The organism is Capnocytophaga sp. oral taxon 902, from assembly GCF_013394735.1.
GTDB lineage: Bacteria > Bacteroidota > Bacteroidia > Flavobacteriales > Flavobacteriaceae > Capnocytophaga > Capnocytophaga ochracea.
Genome location: NZ_CP058261.1, coordinates 1,393,541 through 1,409,946, shown reverse-complemented (window position 1 = coordinate 1,409,946; position 16,406 = coordinate 1,393,541). Strand labels below are relative to the sequence as shown.

Here is a 16,406-nt window from a genome sequence, read left to right as displayed (position 1 = left end):
AAAGGTTAAAACATATAGCGCAGTCCTACAGTAGCACAGGGACGCAGTAGCTCAAAGGAACTTCCCCACAGAGCTGCTACTTTGCCAGAGCAAAGCACTAAAAAGTGATCACTTAGGTAAGTCTCTATCTGCAAACCTACCTGTGTGCCATAGAGAAAATGGTTTTCATTCTTTAGTAAAGCCCCATCAGGAAGGAGACTTTTGCTGTGATTGACTACCTCATAGCCCAAAAGAGCTTCTGCTCCCAAGTTCAAAGCTACCGTTTTACTGCTGTCACTGACTAAGGCAAAGCTATAGCCTCCTGCACCTATATACCTCTCAACAGGTATATTCAGACTCTTGTAAGGGTACAATCGCCTTTGATATTCAAGGGCAAAATGCTTGTAGTTACCCCTTTTAGCATTGATACTATAGCCTAACTGCACCCCAAAATCATCAGAAAAAGAGGAAGTAAAAGCCTCTGCGGGTGCGACCCAAGAGAGCGAAATACCTTTTTGTTTGGGTAACAATCGCTGTGCCTGGGCAATGGAGCCTCCTAAAAAGCACAGACAAATACAAGTGATAATTCTTAGCATTGGCATTAGAATTTAAGGTTAAACTGTTCTATAGGGCGAGCGGCTATAATCTCCTCGTTGGTGATGAGGAACGATTGGTAACGAGAGCCGTTCTTTTCAAAGATTTCTACCCGCAAAACCTTGTCATCAGAGAGGGTGAGTTGGTCTAACATATACACCGAGCGGGCTTCTTTATGAGCCTTTAACAGGGATATAGGTTGGTATACGCGCAAGGGATCAACGGGCACTTCTTGTACAATGCTCTTTTTGGTGGTCTTCTTATCAATGATTTTAAAAGTGATAAAATCTACTTCAAAAGGCAGGTTAGAGCGATTGGACAATTGCACATCTACATAGAGTTTGCTATTGTGTACATAGATGCCTTTTAGTAGCCATTGTATACCTGCATTCTCTGAACCTATATGCTTAATATAATTCTTCTTTTGATGATAGATAGATGACATAATAATTTGTGCTACCGCAGGTGATTCCCAGCCTGTATCGGAGAAGAGAATATCCGATTTCACATTATTGCCTTGGGGCATTCCTCTACCAAAATCAATGGTAAGAGGCTGTGGTGTGGTGTGATAACTCACCTCAAAGCTATAAAAGCCTCCGTCTTGAGTGATGACCGATAGGTTGGTGCTATCGGTAAAGTCTGTTTTAGCTACCTTTACCCTTAGTACATTCTCGGCATCTTTCACCTTGTCGGCTACTAAGTTTTCACTGCCTAAATCTACATAGCGGATAGAAGCAGGAAAGATAAGATGGGTTGTTTGGTCATAAGCCACCTGCAAAGGATAAGGCACTACTTTTCCTGATTGTGCTAAAAGTTCCTTTTTCTCAGTACTGAGGGCTGTGTTTTCCTTTGCCTCATTCTGGGCTTGCACGGTAATAGTAAGCATTGTTACCGATAAAAATAAGTGTAATTTACGCATAAATAAAATGATATTAAGTGTGTTTAATAGGTTGAAAAATAAATAATTGTGTTGTTTTGTGCTTTGTTGTGTGTTTATAAGTTTGTCTGAAAGGCTATTTTTTAGAGATGAGTAGGAGCTGATAACCTGCTTTAACCCTTATGGAAGGCTGTGCAATCTTTTTAGAAAGATAAGACGTACCTCCTTGTACGACCCCTTTGCTCAGCTCCGAGACAATTTGGTCTTTGGCGGAAGAGCTAAAGGTAAAGCTACTCCCTGAACTTTTGCTCATTCCTGCTGCTATTTCTCTAAAGGCATTGGCATCGGAAGAAGCGGGCAGGTATAACCCTTGTTGCCCATCGATGTCGTAGGCAGCTATAGAGACAGGAATTACCTTGCCCTTGTATTCTAAGGATTTTACGGTGAGTAACAATCTATCACCACTCACTTTAGCAGAGGCTGTAAGCAGTTCTCCTTTAGGAATGAGTATGCCTGCTACTCGTATAGGCTCTAAAAGTCTTAGCTGCACCCTTGAGTTTTCTCCTAATAGCTGTTCGATATGTGTACAAGCGCGAATGCTATTCTTTAGGATACTGCCTTGTGGCTTGAAGCTCTCGCCATCGAAAAAAGCGGTCTGTTGCTCCTTCACCCATTCTTGCAGAGCCTCCTTCTCGGACTGCTTGCGGGGCAAACGACTGACTACCTTTTCCTCTGGGGTATAGACAGGAGCAATGTTTTTACTCTGTTCTGCATTGTCAGCTTCGCTACTATTGTTTCCCTCGCCCTCTTGCGAGCCTGCACCCCCCATCATTGAAGGGTTTTGTTGTCCTTTAGGCAAATATCTTGAAGCCATTTCATAAGACTTTTCCATCAATGCCATTTGGGCATCTATAGAGGTAGGATCTTGCTTGTTGGAGAGTTGAGACTTGAGTGAGGCTATCTCTTCTTTGAGTCGTTGTTGCTCCTCGTAAGCACTATTGTCTTGGTAGAAACTGCCTAAAGTCTGGTGAATATCGCGATAAGACTGAGCAGAACGCTCAAAGGCATTAGGGGTAGCCTTGCGATAACGTGGAGTGGGTTCCTCTTCCTCCTCGATAGCTTCAGGATATTCCTCGCCTTCGTCTTCTTGCCAATAGTCCGACAGCGCATTGAGAGAGGCTTTTTTATCAGCTTCTTTTTCTTCTAAGAGGGCTTCTTCATAGGCTTTTTCCTTGTCAGAAGGCAAGAGGGTTTCGGTAGCTTGTGGTATTGCCTCATTGATACCTACTTGTGTTTGCTCTTGCTCACTTCCGCCACCAAAAAGCAGATACATACAAGCGAGGAAGATTATCCCCATTAGGGCATAGATGACAATTTTCTTGAGTTGTTGTTTTTTAGCAAGGGCTTTTTCCTCATTGCGCTCTTGGAGGGCTTTTTCCTCTTCTTCACTGACCAAGAAACTCGGTGTAGAAGAAGGAGTGTTAGCCTTATCTGAGGCAGGGATATTACCGTTTTGCTCTGGAAGGGGTGTGTTCTTTTCCATTATTAAGTTGTTTAAAAATTAACGAATCCTTTTTTGGGGTATTTCCCTCTGTAGGTACAATAGCCTTGTTGTCAATATGCTGTATGGCAGGGGCTTCGCCTTGGTGGTACTCTTGGTAAGCGTGCCATAGTATAAAAAGAGTAAGTAGCGAGTAGACTGCAAAGGCTAAGAGTACCAAGCGTTTTCTTTGTGAGGGTGAAAGTCCCTGGCAATAACTTCGGGTTTGCTTTTTTAGAGAATGTATCTCTCTTTGGATTTTGGCTATCATCTCTCTACGGTTCTAAGGTCTTTGTTTTCTATTACATTGAACTGTTCGATGATAAATCCCTGAGGGTTGTTATCAGAACGCACGGAGTTAATCAACCTGCAGGAGGTAATAAGACTCCTTTCGGTGATGTTGCTGGCACGAGTGATGAACTGTTTGGCAAAGGTTTCCACCTGATAAGGATAGCTATTAAAGTTACAGCGCACGCTATCGATGACTACCCGTTGGAGGATATTACCAGAGATGATGCGGTTGTAATAGCCTTTTTCAGCCAAATCTTTATAGTAGTTAAAGGCAGATTTATCAGCCATAAAGAAGGCACGTTTGGTATTGTCTTCAATTGCTTTTTTATCGGGCGCTAAGTTGAAGAAGAGTTCGTGAAACCTGCGCACGTGTTCTTTAGCCTCGACAGGACGATTGATTTTTTCATCTTGAGAGAGTGCCAGCATTAGTGATTTACCGTTGTCTAACACATAGATTTTCTCGCGCTGTTTCTCGGCAAAGTAATAGGCATAGCCTACAGCGAAGATACTCACGCCTGAGCAGAGCACAGCAAAGGCTATGGCATACATACGGATTTGCTTGAATCCGTTTTCAATGTTTCTAAAGATTTTAAATTCCATTAATTTTAGTATTCAATTAGACTTGTTTTTACTTCATTAACCTGCCTGTAATATTACCTGAAAGAGAGCCAGCTCCTGCACCTGCTATATTACCTGCATTGGAGGTAGCTTGGTTTACATTTCTACCATAATTACCCATACCTCCTGCTTGTATGATCCAACCTGCTACAGTAGGAATGGTAAAATAGCCTATGATACCAATGACCATAAAGATAATGTAGGCTGTGTTGGTAGTATCAGGAATAAAACTTGGGTCAGAGAGTTGTTCGATGTCTCTTTGTAATATAAGAGATTGGATACGTGCTAAAATAGCACTAAACAAATCGGATACAGGAAGCCATAGATAGACACTTACATAACGGGTAACCCATTGTAGTAAGGTAGATTGAAATCCATCCCATACCGAAATGGCAAAAGCTATAGGTCCTAAGATAGACATCACCACAAGAAAGAAAGTGCGTATGGTGTCAATCACTAAAGCGGCTGCTTGAAAGAGCATTTCGAGTAGCTCACGAAACCACGATCGGATGCTTTGCTTGAGGTCATACATTCCTCTTTCAATATACATTCCTGCCATTACAGCCATATCTTCGGGCATCCAACCTAATTCATCAATCTTTTTGTCAAACTCTTCATCTGAGACAAGGTAGGCAGTTTCAGGGTTACGCAATTGTGCTTCTCGCTCTAATCGGTCTTTCTGCTCTTGTAGTTTGTGCAAATCGAGCGTTTGTCCTTCTAAGATGCTATGGGTACCTGTTACCACAGGGCTTAACACTGTATTCATTGTTCCTAACACCAGAGTAGGGAAAAATATCACACACAACCCTATGGCAAAGGGACGGAGCAAGGGATACACATCCACAGGTTCGGCACGGGCTAAGGCTTGCCATATACGCATTGCCACATAGAACAGTGCCCCTAAGCCTGCCAAGCCTTTGGCTATGGCAGACATCTGAGCTGTTAGGGGCATCATCTCGTCGTATAAAGTACGGAGTATTTGGTGTAGATTTTCCATTTATCAGTCTTTTACCAGTATTTGAGTTCTGTTCCATAGAGTGAGAGTACCTTTTGCGCATCGTTTTGCTTCTTAGCTCGTAGATAGCTTACCGAGATGTTCTTCTGGGTGTAGTAGCGTACTAAGTTATAGTACTCTTTCACTTCCTTATGCACCTTGTCGATAATATCCATACGCTCTTTGTCGTTCATAGAGAGTGAGGAACTATTGACAATTTGTCGCAGGTCTTTGAGCAGCTTAGAACTTTCGCCCAAGAGCTTGGAGTAGCCATTGGCAATAGCCGACAACTCTTGAGAGGAGAAGTTAGGGTCTTGGCTCATCTTCTTGAAGTTGGTTACATACATCTTGGAGATGTCGCCCACCAGTAACACTGTTTCTTGTACCTTGCGGGCATCTTTTACCAAGTTATTTACCTTTTTCAGAGCATCGTAATACTCCTTGCCTTGGTTGTAGAGCTTTTCCACCTCTCGGAAGTTGTTGAGCATATTCTTAGCTGTTGAGGAGGTTTGCACTATCTGCTGGGTAGTGTTGATAATGCTCTGAGCAAAATTAGTCGGGTCAGTTACTACCCATTGTGCGCTTAGTTTGGAGCTTGCCAGCATAGCTATAGCAAAAAGCCCCGTTAATAACATTTTCTTCATTGGCTTTAATTATTATGATTTACGTATGATTATTAGTTTATTACAGTCCATTAGCCATTTGTACGATGGCTTTTTCCAAATTGCCGTCTAACTTCTCGGAGAGTTCCATCACTTGGTGTTTTTCGCTCTCTTCAGTGGTGTAGGCGAAGTATTCTTCTCGGCTTACCTCTGTAGCATACACCGCAGAGTGTGTGCCTCCTAAGCCTATCCACACTTCTTTGTATTTGCGACGAGAGTCGTTGGAGAGATTGATAGATAGGATTTGCGACTTCTCTTTCTCGGTAAGCCCCAACATCGCTTGGATAGCATCGAACTTGTTCATATACTTACGCTGGTCAAGCAATATCTTGCAATCGGAGTTGTTGATGATAGATTCCTTCACGATAGGTGAATGGATGATATCATCTACCTCTTGGGTTACAATCACTGCCTCTCCAAAGAACTTACGCACGGTTTTGAATAGGTACTTGATGTACTCCGCCATTCCTTCTTTGGCAATCGCTTTCCACGCTTCTTCGATGAGAATCATCTTGCGGATACCCTTCAGACGTCTCATCTTGTTGATAAACACCTCCATAATGATGATAGTAACCACAGGAAAGAGTATGGGATGGTCTTTAATCGCATCAATTTCAAAGACGATAAAGCGTTTGGAGAGCAGGTCTAACTCCTTGTCAGAATTGAGCAGATAGTCGTATTCACCTCCTTTGTAATAAGGCTCTAACACGTTGAGGAAGTTAGCCAAGTCAAAGTCCTTTTCTCTTACCTGCTTCTCTTGTAGTATAGCTCGGTAGTCATTCTTGATATACTCGTAAAAGCCATTGAAAGAAGGTGTGTGCGAGGGATTGTCTTTTACCAATTGCAGGTAAAGGTTCACTGCATTGGAAAGGGCTACCTCTTCCGCACGTGTAGGAGGCTCATTGTCTCGCTTCCAAAGGGTGAGTATCAGTGTTTTGATACTCTCTCGCTTTTCGATGTCGAACACCCCATCATCAGTGTAGAAAGGGTTAAAAGCAATGGGATTGTCCTCGGTATAAGTAAAGTAAATCCCATCCTTTCCTTTGGTCTTATGGTGAATAAGCTCACAGACTCCTTGGTAGGAGTTCCCTGTATCTACTAAAACGATATGTGTTCCTTGTTCGTAATATTGCCTCACTAAGTGGTTCGTGAAAAAGGATTTGCCACTACCCGAAGGTCCTAAGACGAACTTATTGCGGTTGGTGATAATCCCTTTCTTCATAGGTTCATCGGAGATATCCAAATGGATAGGCTTGCCTGTGAGCCTGTCGGCCATCTTAATGCCGAAAGGACTGGAAGAACTTTGATAGTTGGTCTCCTGAGTGAAAAAGCACAAAGCGGGCTCTATAAAAGTATAGAAAGTCTCTTCACTGGGAAAGTCGGCTGCATTGCCAGCTATACCTGCCCAATAGAGAGTTGCCGTATCAATGGTGTTATGGCGAGGCTTGCACTCCATTGACGCTAAAGCACTCCCCACATCGTTTTTAATGCTCCTAAGCTCTTGTGGGTTGTCCGACCACGCCATCACATTAAAGTGCGCTCTGATAGAGGAAAGTCCGTAAGAGTGTGCCTCATTGAGGTATTGCTCGATCCACTCTTTGTTGATTTGGTTGCTACGGCTGTATCTTGAAAGCGAGTGCATATTGCGTGCTGATTTCTCAAACTGTCTGAGGTTCTCATCGGAATTGTCCAAGAATAGGTATTGGTTATAGATATGGTTACAACTCAGTAGCAAGCCCACAGGGGCTGCAAACGACAAACGGCAATCGCTCTTATCGGTAGAGAGTCGCTCGTAACGGCTATCGGCTTGTACCTTAGAAGGCAAGTCTTCTGTATCTGATAAGGTATGCACACAGAGTCTTTGGTTACCAATGCGCATTTGCTCGGCAGAGAGGCATATATCTTGCAGACTCTCTTTCTCATTAGTGGAAAGACTGAGATATTGTTCAAAGAGTCCCTTTTTGTGAGGAGTGCCTATATAGTCCTCTGTTTTTAGCTGACGGAGCTTTATCAGGTTAGAGTCGTTTAAAATACGCTCTAGCTGTGCTAAGGCTTCCAAAAATTGAGTGGCGTGTTCTCGGTTAGTGAGCTCCTTAGGCAAGAAGTTTCCTTTGCAAAGGGAGGAAAAGTTGCTTTGGGCTCTCATTCGGTTTTTGGTGGTTTGGGTGATAAACAGATAGCATCTGTGATTTAAGAACGGACGTTCGTTAAAATGCTTTTCGTACGAATGAGAGAGAAAACTCAGGTTCTCACCTTGCAGTTCAGGTTCGTATTGTTCCTTGATAAACCAGTCCTGTTTGTGGATAACGGTATACTGTGGCAATACTTTGATAGCCTTATGCCAAAGTGAGTGGAGTATCTCATAGTCCTCACCCGAAATGGTAAAGAGCTCTGGGAGCTGTACCTCAAAGCCTATACTGATGTCGGCTTCTTTGGTGAGTAAGCAGTCTTGTTCTATGGCAAGAATAGGAAACTTACTCTCTAAGGTGTTGATTTTAGAACTATTTCTCATTGAGGGTTGTTTTAGGTTTGGGGTAACGAATAAATTGGCGTGGTGATCTTTGGTGACGTAGGTATTTGGGGTGGCGTTTGCGAGCTGCTTGTTTCATCAGGCCGTGTTCACCGTATTTCTGGTTTAGTGAAAAAGTCTGCCAAACCACAAGGCTGACCATACTAACGCCTACCCCCAAGCATACAAAAGAATTGACCCCTACCGTGTAGAGGATCATCACCAAGATGAGCACCGAGAGCAGTCCCCCTGCAAAGATGAAGAGGTACTGCGCTTTGAGTCCTTTGAACTCTACACTTCTGCCGATGCCTTTGTTGATAGAATAGCTATTTTTTGTCTCCATAATCTATAAGAAGAACGAACGCAAGATGGTAGCCGCTACAATTAGGAAGATACAAGCCCCAAACCAACTGGCAGCCGTTTTGCTGGTATCGGGGTCGCCACTACTAAACTTGTTATACACCTTCACCCCACCGATGAGTCCCACCACAGCCCCTATGGCATAGATGAGCTTGGTAGCTGGGTCGAAATACGAGGTAACCATACGGGTAGCTTCGTTGATACCTCCTACACCATTGCCCTGAGCAATGGAAAATTGTGTAACTCCTATCATTGTCAGTAGAAGGAGTCGTTTTAGAATTGATTTTCGCTTCATTGATAATCTGTTATTTTAAAATTTGGTGCAAAAGTAAAGGAAGATAAAGAGCAGGAAGCAAGTGTGGTAGCAAGTGGCTGAAAATGGCAGGGAATGGCTCTGAAAAAGAAAGTCTTAAATATTTCTTGTATATTTTAAATATTTGATGTACATTTGCAAAAAAAATATATATAATGGAAATATCAGCACTTGTATCTATAGTAACACCTCTTATCTTGCCTTTTTTTAATAAGGTTGGAGATGGAATTATTGGAAAAATGGGAGAAGATCTATGGAATCTTTTAAAAAAGCCCTTTGAAAATAAAAAAATTCAGGTTAATGATAAAATTGAAGAAGAAAATTTGAGACAAGTTTTATCGGAAATTTTAGAAGAAGACTCTATTTTAAGAGGAAAAGTAGAATGTTTGCTTAAGTCTAACAATTCTAATTTTACTCAAAATATAAACAATGAAGGAGCAACGATAGGAAAGCTAGTCAACATAAGTAATGTAAACGGTACTATCAACTTATGACAACTCAAAATATAAATAATAATTCTGTAGATCAGCAGACCAATATAACGAATGTAGAAAATCTGAATATCAGTCCAAAAACAAGGTGGCAAAAGCGTTTTGAAGAATTAAAGCGACAAGTTGAAAATGATGAAAGATATGCTACCTTTATTGATGATTTTGAAGAATATAATACTATTAAAGATGGCATAGGTTTAGAGAAAAAGTTAAGTGATGGCAAGTTTAATGAAACTGAAATTAATCGTGCTCTTCGTCTTAAAGAGAAATATGCCAAAAGAGTTGTTAAAGATGAAATGTTTCTTGCTCAACAAAAAATAGATGTAGAAATATTTTCAATAATAGATAATGGTTTTTATACCTATGTATATCCTTTAATTCTTGAAAATCAATCTAAAAAATATATTTTGGAAATATTGAATGAAAAGGTCATACAACCTATCTTAGAAATATTAAATAAAGAAGGAGCTGAAGATAATTACTTAGATTACAATGCTAATGATATTTTTGGTATGGTTTATTTTTTAACAGGTAAGTGTCACTTAAATTGGAAAAATTATGATACTTTATAACAACGCTTTTGATTTATATCACACTATTTTTAGGATATTACATCTATTAAATAAAGTAAGTGATGATGAAGTTATTGAAATTGATAGAATCAGAATTTGGGATTATTATTTACTATTTACAAATGAGATTTTTAATATAAAACCCATAAGAAATAAAAAAGAATATAACCAATTATTAAAAAAGCTCAATATAAAAAAGAACAATCCATATCAACAAATTTATGACCAAAGAAAAACTTTAGAAAAAATAAAACCATATCAATTATCCGCATTGAATTGTTTAGCTTCTTATAATATAATTGATAAGGAATATCTGTTTAAAGAAGAAGTTAAAATTAATTCTTTTGACTTACTAAAAGGATATATACAATCTGTAGGAGATTTATCGGATAGAGAAAAAAATATAATAACCATTATGACATCATTTTTTAGAAATATATCTTTAATAGGGAATGATGGATTAAAAAAAAGAAGCAATTTAATGGAAAGTAAGTATGATGAATAACCTATTCTTGAGAAGATTGGTAATATACACCAATGAGAGAAACATAGCCTATGACGAGACTTTTCATAAAGGAATTAATATCATCTGTGGGGATAATAGTAGTGGAAAATCTACTATAACACATTTTATTTTCTTTGTTTTAGGAGGAGATTTTAAGGATTTTGTTCCTGAAGCAAAAGAATGTCAAGTAGTTTATGCAGAAGTAGAAGCGAATGGACTTATTTTTACTATAAAAAGATATATTGAAATTAATGAAAGAAATAATATAAACTCACGAGTTGCAATGCACTTATTCCTTGGAGATTTTGAAGAAAGTCAGAATCCTCCGTCAAACAAATATTGGCAGAAATATCCGTACAATACAACTTTAAAAAAGAAGAGTTTTTCAAATGTTCTTTTTGAGCTATTAGATATTCCAGAAGTTAAGGAAGAAAATAATATTTCTATACATCAAATATTAAGACTTTTATATATTGACCAAGAGTCGCCGACAGGGTCTTTATTTTACTATGAACAATTTGATAGTCAGTCTACGAGAGAGGCTATAGCTGACTTACTTTTAGGGGTGTATAACCAAGATTTATATACTCACAAGTTGAGTTTACAAGATTCAGAAAAAAGATTAGAAGAATTAAAGAGTGAAATTAAAATTACTAAAAACTTTTTTCCTGATGCTTTTTCTCTCAGTAAAGAACATATAGAAACTCAAATAGATAATAATAAAAAGCAAATATCAGAAATAAAGAACAAAATTATTGAAGTTAGAAAAGGTGTGCAAGTTGTAGAGTTTGATAGTGAAAAACAATTAGAATTTCAAAAACTACAACAAGAAACTGCACAAGAAAGAGAGAATCTCATAAAACTACAAAATGAAATTACAGTTTTACAAAATGAAATTGTAGATTCTGAATACTTTATAGAGGTACTAAATAATAAATACAGAGCCTTAAAAAATTCTATAAAAACGAGAGAATTTTTAGGAAGTATTCCAATTGATTATTGTCCTGAATGTTTAAGTAAACTAGAGAGTGTTATAGAGGAAAATAGATGTAAGTTGTGTAAGCAAGAAATTGATGATACTTTGGGAATTACTCAAGCCAAAAGAATGCAATTAGAAATAAAATTTCAAATAGAAGAATCTAAAAAATTACTTAATTTAAAAAATGAAAGACTAGAAGAAAAGCGAATTTTGTTGCAAAACAAGAAGGAAGTTGTGGAAAATTTACAAAGAAAAGTAAATAACTCAATAGTAAATGTAATACCTTTTGAATTAGAAGAGTTAGACTCCTTAAATTATCAAATAGGAATTATAGAAGGAAAAATAACACAACTCCAAACAATGTTAGAACAAGCATTAAAATATGAAACTTTAATTGACGAGATGCAATTCTTAGAAAAAAAAATATACAACTTAAAAAATATAATTTCAGGTATTATAAAAGAACAAGAAGAAAATAAAAAGAAGATATTGAGTGTAATACAAGAAGAGGGAGTTTTCCTGCTTAACAATGATTTAGAAAGACAGAAAGAGTTTACCGATGCAGAACCAAGAGATTTAGTAATCAACTTTTCTAATAATATAGTATACCTAAAAACAGATAATTCAGAAAGGTATAAGCAATATCAGAAATTTTCGGCAAGTTCTAATTTCTATTTAAAAGTAGCTGCTCGTTTTGCTATATTCTTAGCTTCATTACGTGTTCTAAATATGCGTTTTCCTCGCTTTATTTTTGCTGATAATATGGAAGATAAAGGAATTGAGCTTGAAAGAGCTCAAAATTTGCAAAGAATTCTTATAAAACGTGTCAATGAATTAGATAAAGGACAAAATTCTCAAATTATTTATACTACTTCATACATTACAGAAGAACTTAAACAAAGTAAATATGTTGTAGGACAATATTATACAAAAGATAATAGAAGCCTGAAAAATATTGGTTAATATTTAGAGTAATATACTGAACAACCTGCCTTTGCCATAGCAGATGAAATTCTGTGCGACATAGCTACCCTCACACAAATTCCCTAATATCAAACTCCGTTTTACTCTCTACAGTTTTAGGCAACGCCTTCTCCAAGAGCGCACTCACTTTAAGAGTCGCTTGGGGTAAGGCTTTTTCTATAGCTTCTAACAGGCTAGTACCCTTTACTTTTTGCAGTAGCTCTATGTTCTCGGTGGTAACCTCTTCTTTGTCCTCAGAGAGGAAAGTAGCTACCTTTTCCAAGTCCTCAAACGAAAGCCCCGTAGCAAAATCATTGTCCTCTTCCTCTGTTCGATAGCTGCGTAAATCCTCTTCTTCATCTTCAAGGTCTATGGTAGGTTCCTCTTCCCATTCTGTCAGAATATCCTGTTGCTCTTTTTCTGTTAAGGGGATAGTTGTCGTAGCTACCTTTGCAGGAGGCACAAACCTGCTTTCCCCCATTACCGAAGTTGAAGGAGCTGTTTTGGGTATAGGAGTAGCTTTAGGTTTGGGAGCTCTCTTTTTAGAATGTGTTATAGGCATTTTGTCTGATAGCAACAACAAAATCACCACGATAAGTAGTAAAATGATAATTTTTTCCATTGTTAAAATATAGGTTTGTATTTCTGTTCAAAACTCTGTGTGATTTCCTCTTGGTACTGCTCGAAATGCGCTTTAAGCACATTGTCCAAATAGTTGTACAGACTGATCTTGTCTTCTCCTATCACTTGTACAATGCGGGCTATTCGCTGGTGAAACTCTGGGCGTATATACACCGATTTTCCTTCCCTTGCTGAAGTCTCTCCTTGCTCAAAAAAATAACTTTCATACTCATAGAGTTCTGCCTTTTTCTTTTTGGTAGGAGCTGGTTTCTGAGGTGTTTTCTCTGTCTCTATCGGAGCCGTAGCAATGGCAGGGGCAGGCGTGGGTTGCTTGCCTGCCATTAGCTCCATTAGTTCGTTTTCGTCTATAGGTTTTACTGTCTTCATATCTTTAGGGTTTATTGAATAATCTGTACCAACTCATCAATAAAGTCGTCCAAATGGCAACCGCTCATCAGCTTCTCATCAGCAGGCATTAAGGTAGAACGGAATACCAACCGTTGGTTTTCTGTGCCATCTTTTCGGAAACGCTTGCTATCAGAGATGTAGGCTTGCATTAGGTTCAAACCTAAATCAGCGATCACCTGCTCGTATATCTTATACAAAGGCGATTTTTCTCTCCCATCTACCTGATTCCAAAACAAATGCACGCTTTTAATGGTACTTTCGGTATTCTTAGCGATGATATTGGAAAGTACCTCAGTAAAACTCAAAGTACTTTCAATTACCACTCTATCGGCAGTGATAGGTGAGAAAATGTGATGCATTTGAGCCAACAGGGTCAATATTCCTGCGGTGTTTACTGTCCCTGGCATATCAAAAAGTATAACCTCTATAGGGAAAGGTGTCTCTGCGATGAGTTGTTGTGCCTTTTCAAGGGCTTCATTAGGTTTACATTGTATTATGGGATATGCCTTTTTGTTCAGCTCACTGAACTGTCTATGAGCAGCTTTCTTAAAATGCTCGTTGTTCATCACTGTTTTGAGGTCTTGCTCTCGCATTCGGTGTAGGCTGTATTGTGGATAATCACAATCCATCACTGCTACATTGTAGCCCATTCGGTAGTGTAGCAAGCTGGCTACTAAGGTAGTAAAAGTGCTTTTTCCTACCCCTCCTTTCTGGGTAGAAAAGCTAATGAATTTTGTCGTTGATGTCATATATATGTGTTTAAATATGTTTGTAATTCAGTGAGTATATAAGTGCATAGCTATTCAAATACAACTATCTGTAATTAGCCAATTATCTAACTGCCTCTATAAGTAAGTATTTACTCACATAAGTAATTGACTAATTATCTAATTACTTACGTATGTACATACTTCTGTAGCTTTATAGCTTTGTAGCTTTGTAGCTACATAGCTACCTAATTACATTTTTACTTTCGTACATACTTGCTTTGGTATGCGGGTGCAAAGGAACATACAAATATACATATAGCCTTATGTAGGGTTGTAAATGGCTTTGTAAGGAAGTGATTGGCTTTATGTTACATACAAATCCTTTGCTAAGAAATCACTTGTTTTGCACCCTGAAATCACTTTACCCGCTCGTAGTGTTAATTTCTCTCTTTATGGCTAATTAAAATTCGACCGTTAGGGAGAATTTTCTGTTCACCCGAACAGAGCAAGTTGTGTTTTGAGGCACGCATTAGGCGTGTAGGCACCTCAAAACCACTTGCCCTTGCAGGGAGCTTAAAACGCACTCCGAAGTCGTGTTTTTTTACTAACACTGAATTTATATGACCTTACAGAAAACAACTCACAAACGCTCCACAGGTAGAAATAAAAAGATAAATCCTGCTTCTTTTAGATATGTCTTTAGATTAAATGAAGAAGAAAACAATCAGTTTCTCTCGCTTTTCGAGCAATCAGGAATGAAAGTCAAAGCGCATTTTATCACCTCTTTGCTTTTTAACCGAGAGATAAAAGTGGTGAAAATTGATAAATCTGCTTTAGATTATTACACCAAACTCACTGAACTCTATGTGCAATTTCGTTCGGTAGGGGTCAATTACAATCAGATTGTAAAGATACTCTACCGTAATTTTTCGGAGAAGAAAGCGGCTGCTTACCTCTATAAATTGGAGAAAGAAACTACCCAATTGATTGCTATCTGCAAACAAATATTAGAGCTTTCGCAGCAAATGGAGCAAAAACTAAGGTAGCTTTTAAGAAGAAAACAGCAGTTTATGATAGCAAAAATACATCGAGGAGAACAGCTGTTAGGAGTACTTTTGTACAATCACAACAAGGTATCTAAAGGGCAGGGAGAGGTGTTATACGCTCAAAAAGTGATACAACCTCTGCAAGGAAGTGTAGGCATTTCGGAAGTATCTCGTTCTTTTGCCCCTTATCTCTATGCCAACATAAGGACAGAAAAACCTATCCTACACATCTCCCTCAATCCCGATCCTAACGATAAGGTGAGTGATGAGACCTTTGTAAAGTTGGCTACTGACTATATGCAGCGAATAGGCTTTGGCGACCAACCTTTTGTGGTTTACAAACATTCGGATATTGAGCGCAAACATATTCACATCGTATCGCTGGGGATAGATGAAAACGGCAAGAAAATCTCTGATACTTTTGAAAAAATACGCTCAATGAAAGTATGCCGAGAGTTGGAAACGAAATACCAACTTATCCCTGCTATCACCAATGATTCACAGCTAACAGATGATGAGTTCTTGCCTTTGTCTAAATTAATACCCTTAGATTACCGACAAAACGACCTTAAAAAGGAGTTGGTACATATTGTAAAACAATTGCTAAAACACTATCATTTTGCCTCGTTAGGAGCATTTAACGCCTTGCTCAATCAGTTTAACATAGCGGTAGAAAAGGTAGAAGGCGAACTACAAGGTATTCCTAAAAAGGGCTTGGTATATGTGGTATTGGATGAGAATGGCAATAAGGCGAGCCATCCTTTTAAAGCCTCCAAGCTCGGCAAAACACTGAGCTTACCTTATATCGAAAAACACTTGCAAAAGGGACACGAATACCTAAAAGGACAAGACACCACTTCCTTAAAGGCACATATCACCTTTGCCAAAGAAACAGCTCATAGCAAAAGTGAATTTGTTCAAAAACTAAAAGCTAAAGGTATTGAGGTTGTCTTTCGTGAAAACAAAGAAGGGAGAACGTACGGGGTAACCTTTATCGACCACAACAGCCGATGTGTGTATAATGGATCTCAGCTGGGGAAGGAGTTTTCTGCCAATGTTTTTCATCAGTGGCTAAAATCGTTAGAAGAGCCTGCTACGGCTTTAACCTCTCAGGTAAATATGCCGGCTGTAACTCCTTATGCAAGTAAAAATCACGACAATACTAATACTGTTGAAGAGGATACTTTCTCTGACACTTCTTGGACACATTACCAAGAGGATTTTGGCAAGGACTCAGCCTTAAATGCTTTCTTTACTCTTTTCTCTTTGGATGATCAGGGGGTAGATTACGAAGAAGAGGATTTTACCAGAAGAATGAAACGTGCTACTGCCAAACGGCGAAAAATGAAAAACAAATCTTAGGTGTGGCTATTG

General features: G+C 38.7%; 19 protein-coding genes. 6 read left to right on the top strand and 13 right to left on the bottom strand.

Annotated features, from left to right (window positions below; all coding sequences use genetic code 11):
• Positions 1-5: 5 nt before the first annotated feature.
• From HW278_RS06015 to HW278_RS05970, 10 genes are all read right to left on the bottom strand, one after another.
• Positions 6-575 (bottom strand): conjugal transfer protein TraO, encoded by a 570-nt coding sequence (locus HW278_RS06015; RefSeq protein ID WP_255493797.1) that lies wholly within the window; start codon positions 573-575, stop codon positions 6-8.
• Positions 576-580: 5 nt separating this feature from the next.
• Positions 581-1,492, bottom strand: coding sequence for a conjugative transposon protein TraN (gene traN, locus HW278_RS06010; RefSeq protein WP_178977245.1), 912 nt, complete (start codon positions 1,490-1,492; stop codon positions 581-583).
• A gap of 94 nt (positions 1,493-1,586) precedes the next feature.
• Complete coding sequence (gene traM / locus HW278_RS06005) at positions 1,587-2,993, bottom strand: conjugative transposon protein TraM (RefSeq protein ID WP_178977244.1); 1,407 nt, start codon at positions 2,991-2,993, stop codon at positions 1,587-1,589.
• Positions 2,956-3,261 (bottom strand): TraL conjugative transposon family protein, encoded by a 306-nt coding sequence (locus HW278_RS06000; RefSeq protein WP_095900548.1) that lies wholly within the window; start codon positions 3,259-3,261, stop codon positions 2,956-2,958. The genes traM and HW278_RS06000 overlap by 38 nt, the downstream gene beginning before the upstream one ends.
• A complete protein-coding gene (gene traK / locus HW278_RS05995; RefSeq protein ID WP_009389087.1) occupies positions 3,258-3,881 on the bottom strand; it encodes a conjugative transposon protein TraK in 624 nt (207 codons plus the stop codon). Before traK ends, HW278_RS06000 begins: the two co-directional genes overlap by 4 nt.
• Positions 3,882-3,909: 28 nt before the next feature.
• Complete coding sequence (gene traJ, locus HW278_RS05990) at positions 3,910-4,896, bottom strand: conjugative transposon protein TraJ (protein WP_009389084.1); 987 nt, start codon at positions 4,894-4,896, stop codon at positions 3,910-3,912.
• An 11-nt stretch (positions 4,897-4,907) separates the two neighbouring features.
• On the bottom strand, positions 4,908-5,537 hold the full coding sequence (locus tag HW278_RS05985) for a DUF4141 domain-containing protein (RefSeq protein WP_178977243.1): 630 nt from the start codon (positions 5,535-5,537) through the stop codon (positions 4,908-4,910).
• A 40-nt stretch (positions 5,538-5,577) separates the two neighbouring features.
• Positions 5,578-8,067: a TraG family conjugative transposon ATPase gene (locus tag HW278_RS05980; RefSeq protein ID WP_178977242.1), complete on the bottom strand. Its 2,490-nt coding sequence runs from the start codon at positions 8,065-8,067 to the stop codon at positions 5,578-5,580.
• Positions 8,057-8,407 (bottom strand): DUF4133 domain-containing protein, encoded by a 351-nt coding sequence (locus HW278_RS05975; protein WP_009750754.1) that lies wholly within the window; start codon positions 8,405-8,407, stop codon positions 8,057-8,059. Before HW278_RS05975 ends, HW278_RS05980 begins: the two co-directional genes overlap by 11 nt.
• Positions 8,408-8,410: 3 nt before the next feature.
• On the bottom strand, positions 8,411-8,677 hold the full coding sequence (locus HW278_RS05970) for a DUF4134 domain-containing protein (protein WP_074698907.1): 267 nt from the start codon (positions 8,675-8,677) through the stop codon (positions 8,411-8,413).
• 215 nt (positions 8,678-8,892) lie between these two features.
• Here HW278_RS05970 and HW278_RS05965 point away from each other — a divergent pair, with 215 nt between their 5' ends.
• The 4 genes from HW278_RS05965 to HW278_RS05950 are packed head-to-tail and all read left to right on the top strand — an operon-like array spanning position 8,893 to position 12,247.
• A complete protein-coding gene (locus HW278_RS05965; RefSeq protein WP_178977241.1) occupies positions 8,893-9,231 on the top strand; it encodes a hypothetical protein in 339 nt (112 codons plus the stop codon).
• Positions 9,228-9,800, top strand: coding sequence for an ABC-three component system protein (locus tag HW278_RS05960; protein WP_178977240.1), 573 nt, complete (start codon positions 9,228-9,230; stop codon positions 9,798-9,800). The genes HW278_RS05965 and HW278_RS05960 overlap by 4 nt, the downstream gene beginning before the upstream one ends.
• On the top strand, positions 9,787-10,305 hold the full coding sequence (locus tag HW278_RS05955; RefSeq protein ID WP_178977239.1) for an ABC-three component system middle component 5: 519 nt from the start codon (positions 9,787-9,789) through the stop codon (positions 10,303-10,305). Before HW278_RS05960 ends, HW278_RS05955 begins: the two co-directional genes overlap by 14 nt.
• Positions 10,295-12,247 carry an AAA family ATPase gene (locus HW278_RS05950; protein ID WP_178977238.1) on the top strand — a complete coding sequence of 651 codons (1,953 nt, stop codon included), beginning with the start codon at positions 10,295-10,297 and terminating at the stop codon, positions 12,245-12,247. The genes HW278_RS05955 and HW278_RS05950 overlap by 11 nt, the downstream gene beginning before the upstream one ends.
• A gap of 70 nt (positions 12,248-12,317) precedes the next feature.
• Here the strand turns inward: HW278_RS05950 and HW278_RS05945 are convergent, their stop codons facing one another.
• Genes HW278_RS05945 through HW278_RS05935 form a run of 3 tightly spaced genes read right to left on the bottom strand, consistent with a single transcriptional unit; the run spans position 12,318 to position 14,025 of the window.
• On the bottom strand, positions 12,318-12,869 hold the full coding sequence (locus tag HW278_RS05945; RefSeq protein ID WP_178977237.1) for a hypothetical protein: 552 nt from the start codon (positions 12,867-12,869) through the stop codon (positions 12,318-12,320).
• A gap of 2 nt (positions 12,870-12,871) precedes the next feature.
• Positions 12,872-13,255 (bottom strand): DUF3408 domain-containing protein, encoded by a 384-nt coding sequence (locus tag HW278_RS05940; protein WP_178977236.1) that lies wholly within the window; start codon positions 13,253-13,255, stop codon positions 12,872-12,874.
• Positions 13,256-13,266: 11 nt separating this feature from the next.
• Positions 13,267-14,025, bottom strand: a complete 759-nt coding sequence (locus HW278_RS05935) for a ParA family protein (RefSeq protein WP_107782025.1) — start codon at positions 14,023-14,025, stop codon at positions 13,267-13,269.
• A gap of 581 nt (positions 14,026-14,606) precedes the next feature.
• Between HW278_RS05935 and mobA the strand changes: the two genes are divergently transcribed.
• Together mobA and mobB are read left to right on the top strand one after the other, a co-directional pair.
• The gene (mobA, locus tag HW278_RS05930; RefSeq protein ID WP_178977235.1) at positions 14,607-15,032 is read left to right on the top strand and encodes a conjugal transfer protein MobA; all 426 of its coding nucleotides are present in this window, start codon (positions 14,607-14,609) and stop codon (positions 15,030-15,032) included.
• Between the two features lie 24 nt (positions 15,033-15,056).
• On the top strand, positions 15,057-16,394 hold the full coding sequence (gene mobB, locus HW278_RS05925) for a conjugal transfer protein MobB (RefSeq protein WP_178977234.1): 1,338 nt from the start codon (positions 15,057-15,059) through the stop codon (positions 16,392-16,394).
• Positions 16,395-16,406: the final 12 nt, after the last annotated feature.

What these genes read in the sequence shown, in the direction of transcription:
- HW278_RS05970 (WP_074698907.1), bottom strand. Translation starts at nt 8,677, where the DNA reads ATGATAGGAGTTACACAATTTTCCATTGCTCAGGGCAATGGTGTAGGA.
- traN (WP_178977245.1), bottom strand. Translation starts at nt 1,492, where the DNA reads ATGCGTAAATTACACTTATTTTTATCGGTAACAATGCTTACTATTACC.
- HW278_RS06015 (WP_255493797.1), bottom strand. Translation starts at nt 575, where the DNA reads ATGCTAAGAATTATCACTTGTATTTGTCTGTGCTTTTTAGGAGGCTCC.
- HW278_RS05940 (WP_178977236.1), bottom strand. Translation starts at nt 13,255, where the DNA reads ATGAAGACAGTAAAACCTATAGACGAAAACGAACTAATGGAGCTAATG.
- HW278_RS05950 (WP_178977238.1), top strand. Translation starts at nt 10,295, where the DNA reads ATGATGAATAACCTATTCTTGAGAAGATTGGTAATATACACCAATGAG.
- mobB (WP_178977234.1), top strand. Translation starts at nt 15,057, where the DNA reads ATGATAGCAAAAATACATCGAGGAGAACAGCTGTTAGGAGTACTTTTG.
- HW278_RS05935 (WP_107782025.1), bottom strand. Translation starts at nt 14,025, where the DNA reads ATGACATCAACGACAAAATTCATTAGCTTTTCTACCCAGAAAGGAGGG.
- HW278_RS05985 (WP_178977243.1), bottom strand. Translation starts at nt 5,537, where the DNA reads ATGAAGAAAATGTTATTAACGGGGCTTTTTGCTATAGCTATGCTGGCA.
- HW278_RS05955 (WP_178977239.1), top strand. Translation starts at nt 9,787, where the DNA reads ATGATACTTTATAACAACGCTTTTGATTTATATCACACTATTTTTAGG.
- traK (WP_009389087.1), bottom strand. Translation starts at nt 3,881, where the DNA reads ATGGAATTTAAAATCTTTAGAAACATTGAAAACGGATTCAAGCAAATC.
- HW278_RS05980 (WP_178977242.1), bottom strand. Translation starts at nt 8,067, where the DNA reads ATGAGAAATAGTTCTAAAATCAACACCTTAGAGAGTAAGTTTCCTATT.
- HW278_RS05960 (WP_178977240.1), top strand. Translation starts at nt 9,228, where the DNA reads ATGACAACTCAAAATATAAATAATAATTCTGTAGATCAGCAGACCAAT.
- mobA (WP_178977235.1), top strand. Translation starts at nt 14,607, where the DNA reads ATGACCTTACAGAAAACAACTCACAAACGCTCCACAGGTAGAAATAAA.
- traM (WP_178977244.1), bottom strand. Translation starts at nt 2,993, where the DNA reads ATGGAAAAGAACACACCCCTTCCAGAGCAAAACGGTAATATCCCTGCC.
- HW278_RS06000 (WP_095900548.1), bottom strand. Translation starts at nt 3,261, where the DNA reads ATGATAGCCAAAATCCAAAGAGAGATACATTCTCTAAAAAAGCAAACC.
- HW278_RS05975 (WP_009750754.1), bottom strand. Translation starts at nt 8,407, where the DNA reads ATGGAGACAAAAAATAGCTATTCTATCAACAAAGGCATCGGCAGAAGT.
- traJ (WP_009389084.1), bottom strand. Translation starts at nt 4,896, where the DNA reads ATGGAAAATCTACACCAAATACTCCGTACTTTATACGACGAGATGATG.
- HW278_RS05945 (WP_178977237.1), bottom strand. Translation starts at nt 12,869, where the DNA reads ATGGAAAAAATTATCATTTTACTACTTATCGTGGTGATTTTGTTGTTG.
- HW278_RS05965 (WP_178977241.1), top strand. Translation starts at nt 8,893, where the DNA reads ATGGAAATATCAGCACTTGTATCTATAGTAACACCTCTTATCTTGCCT.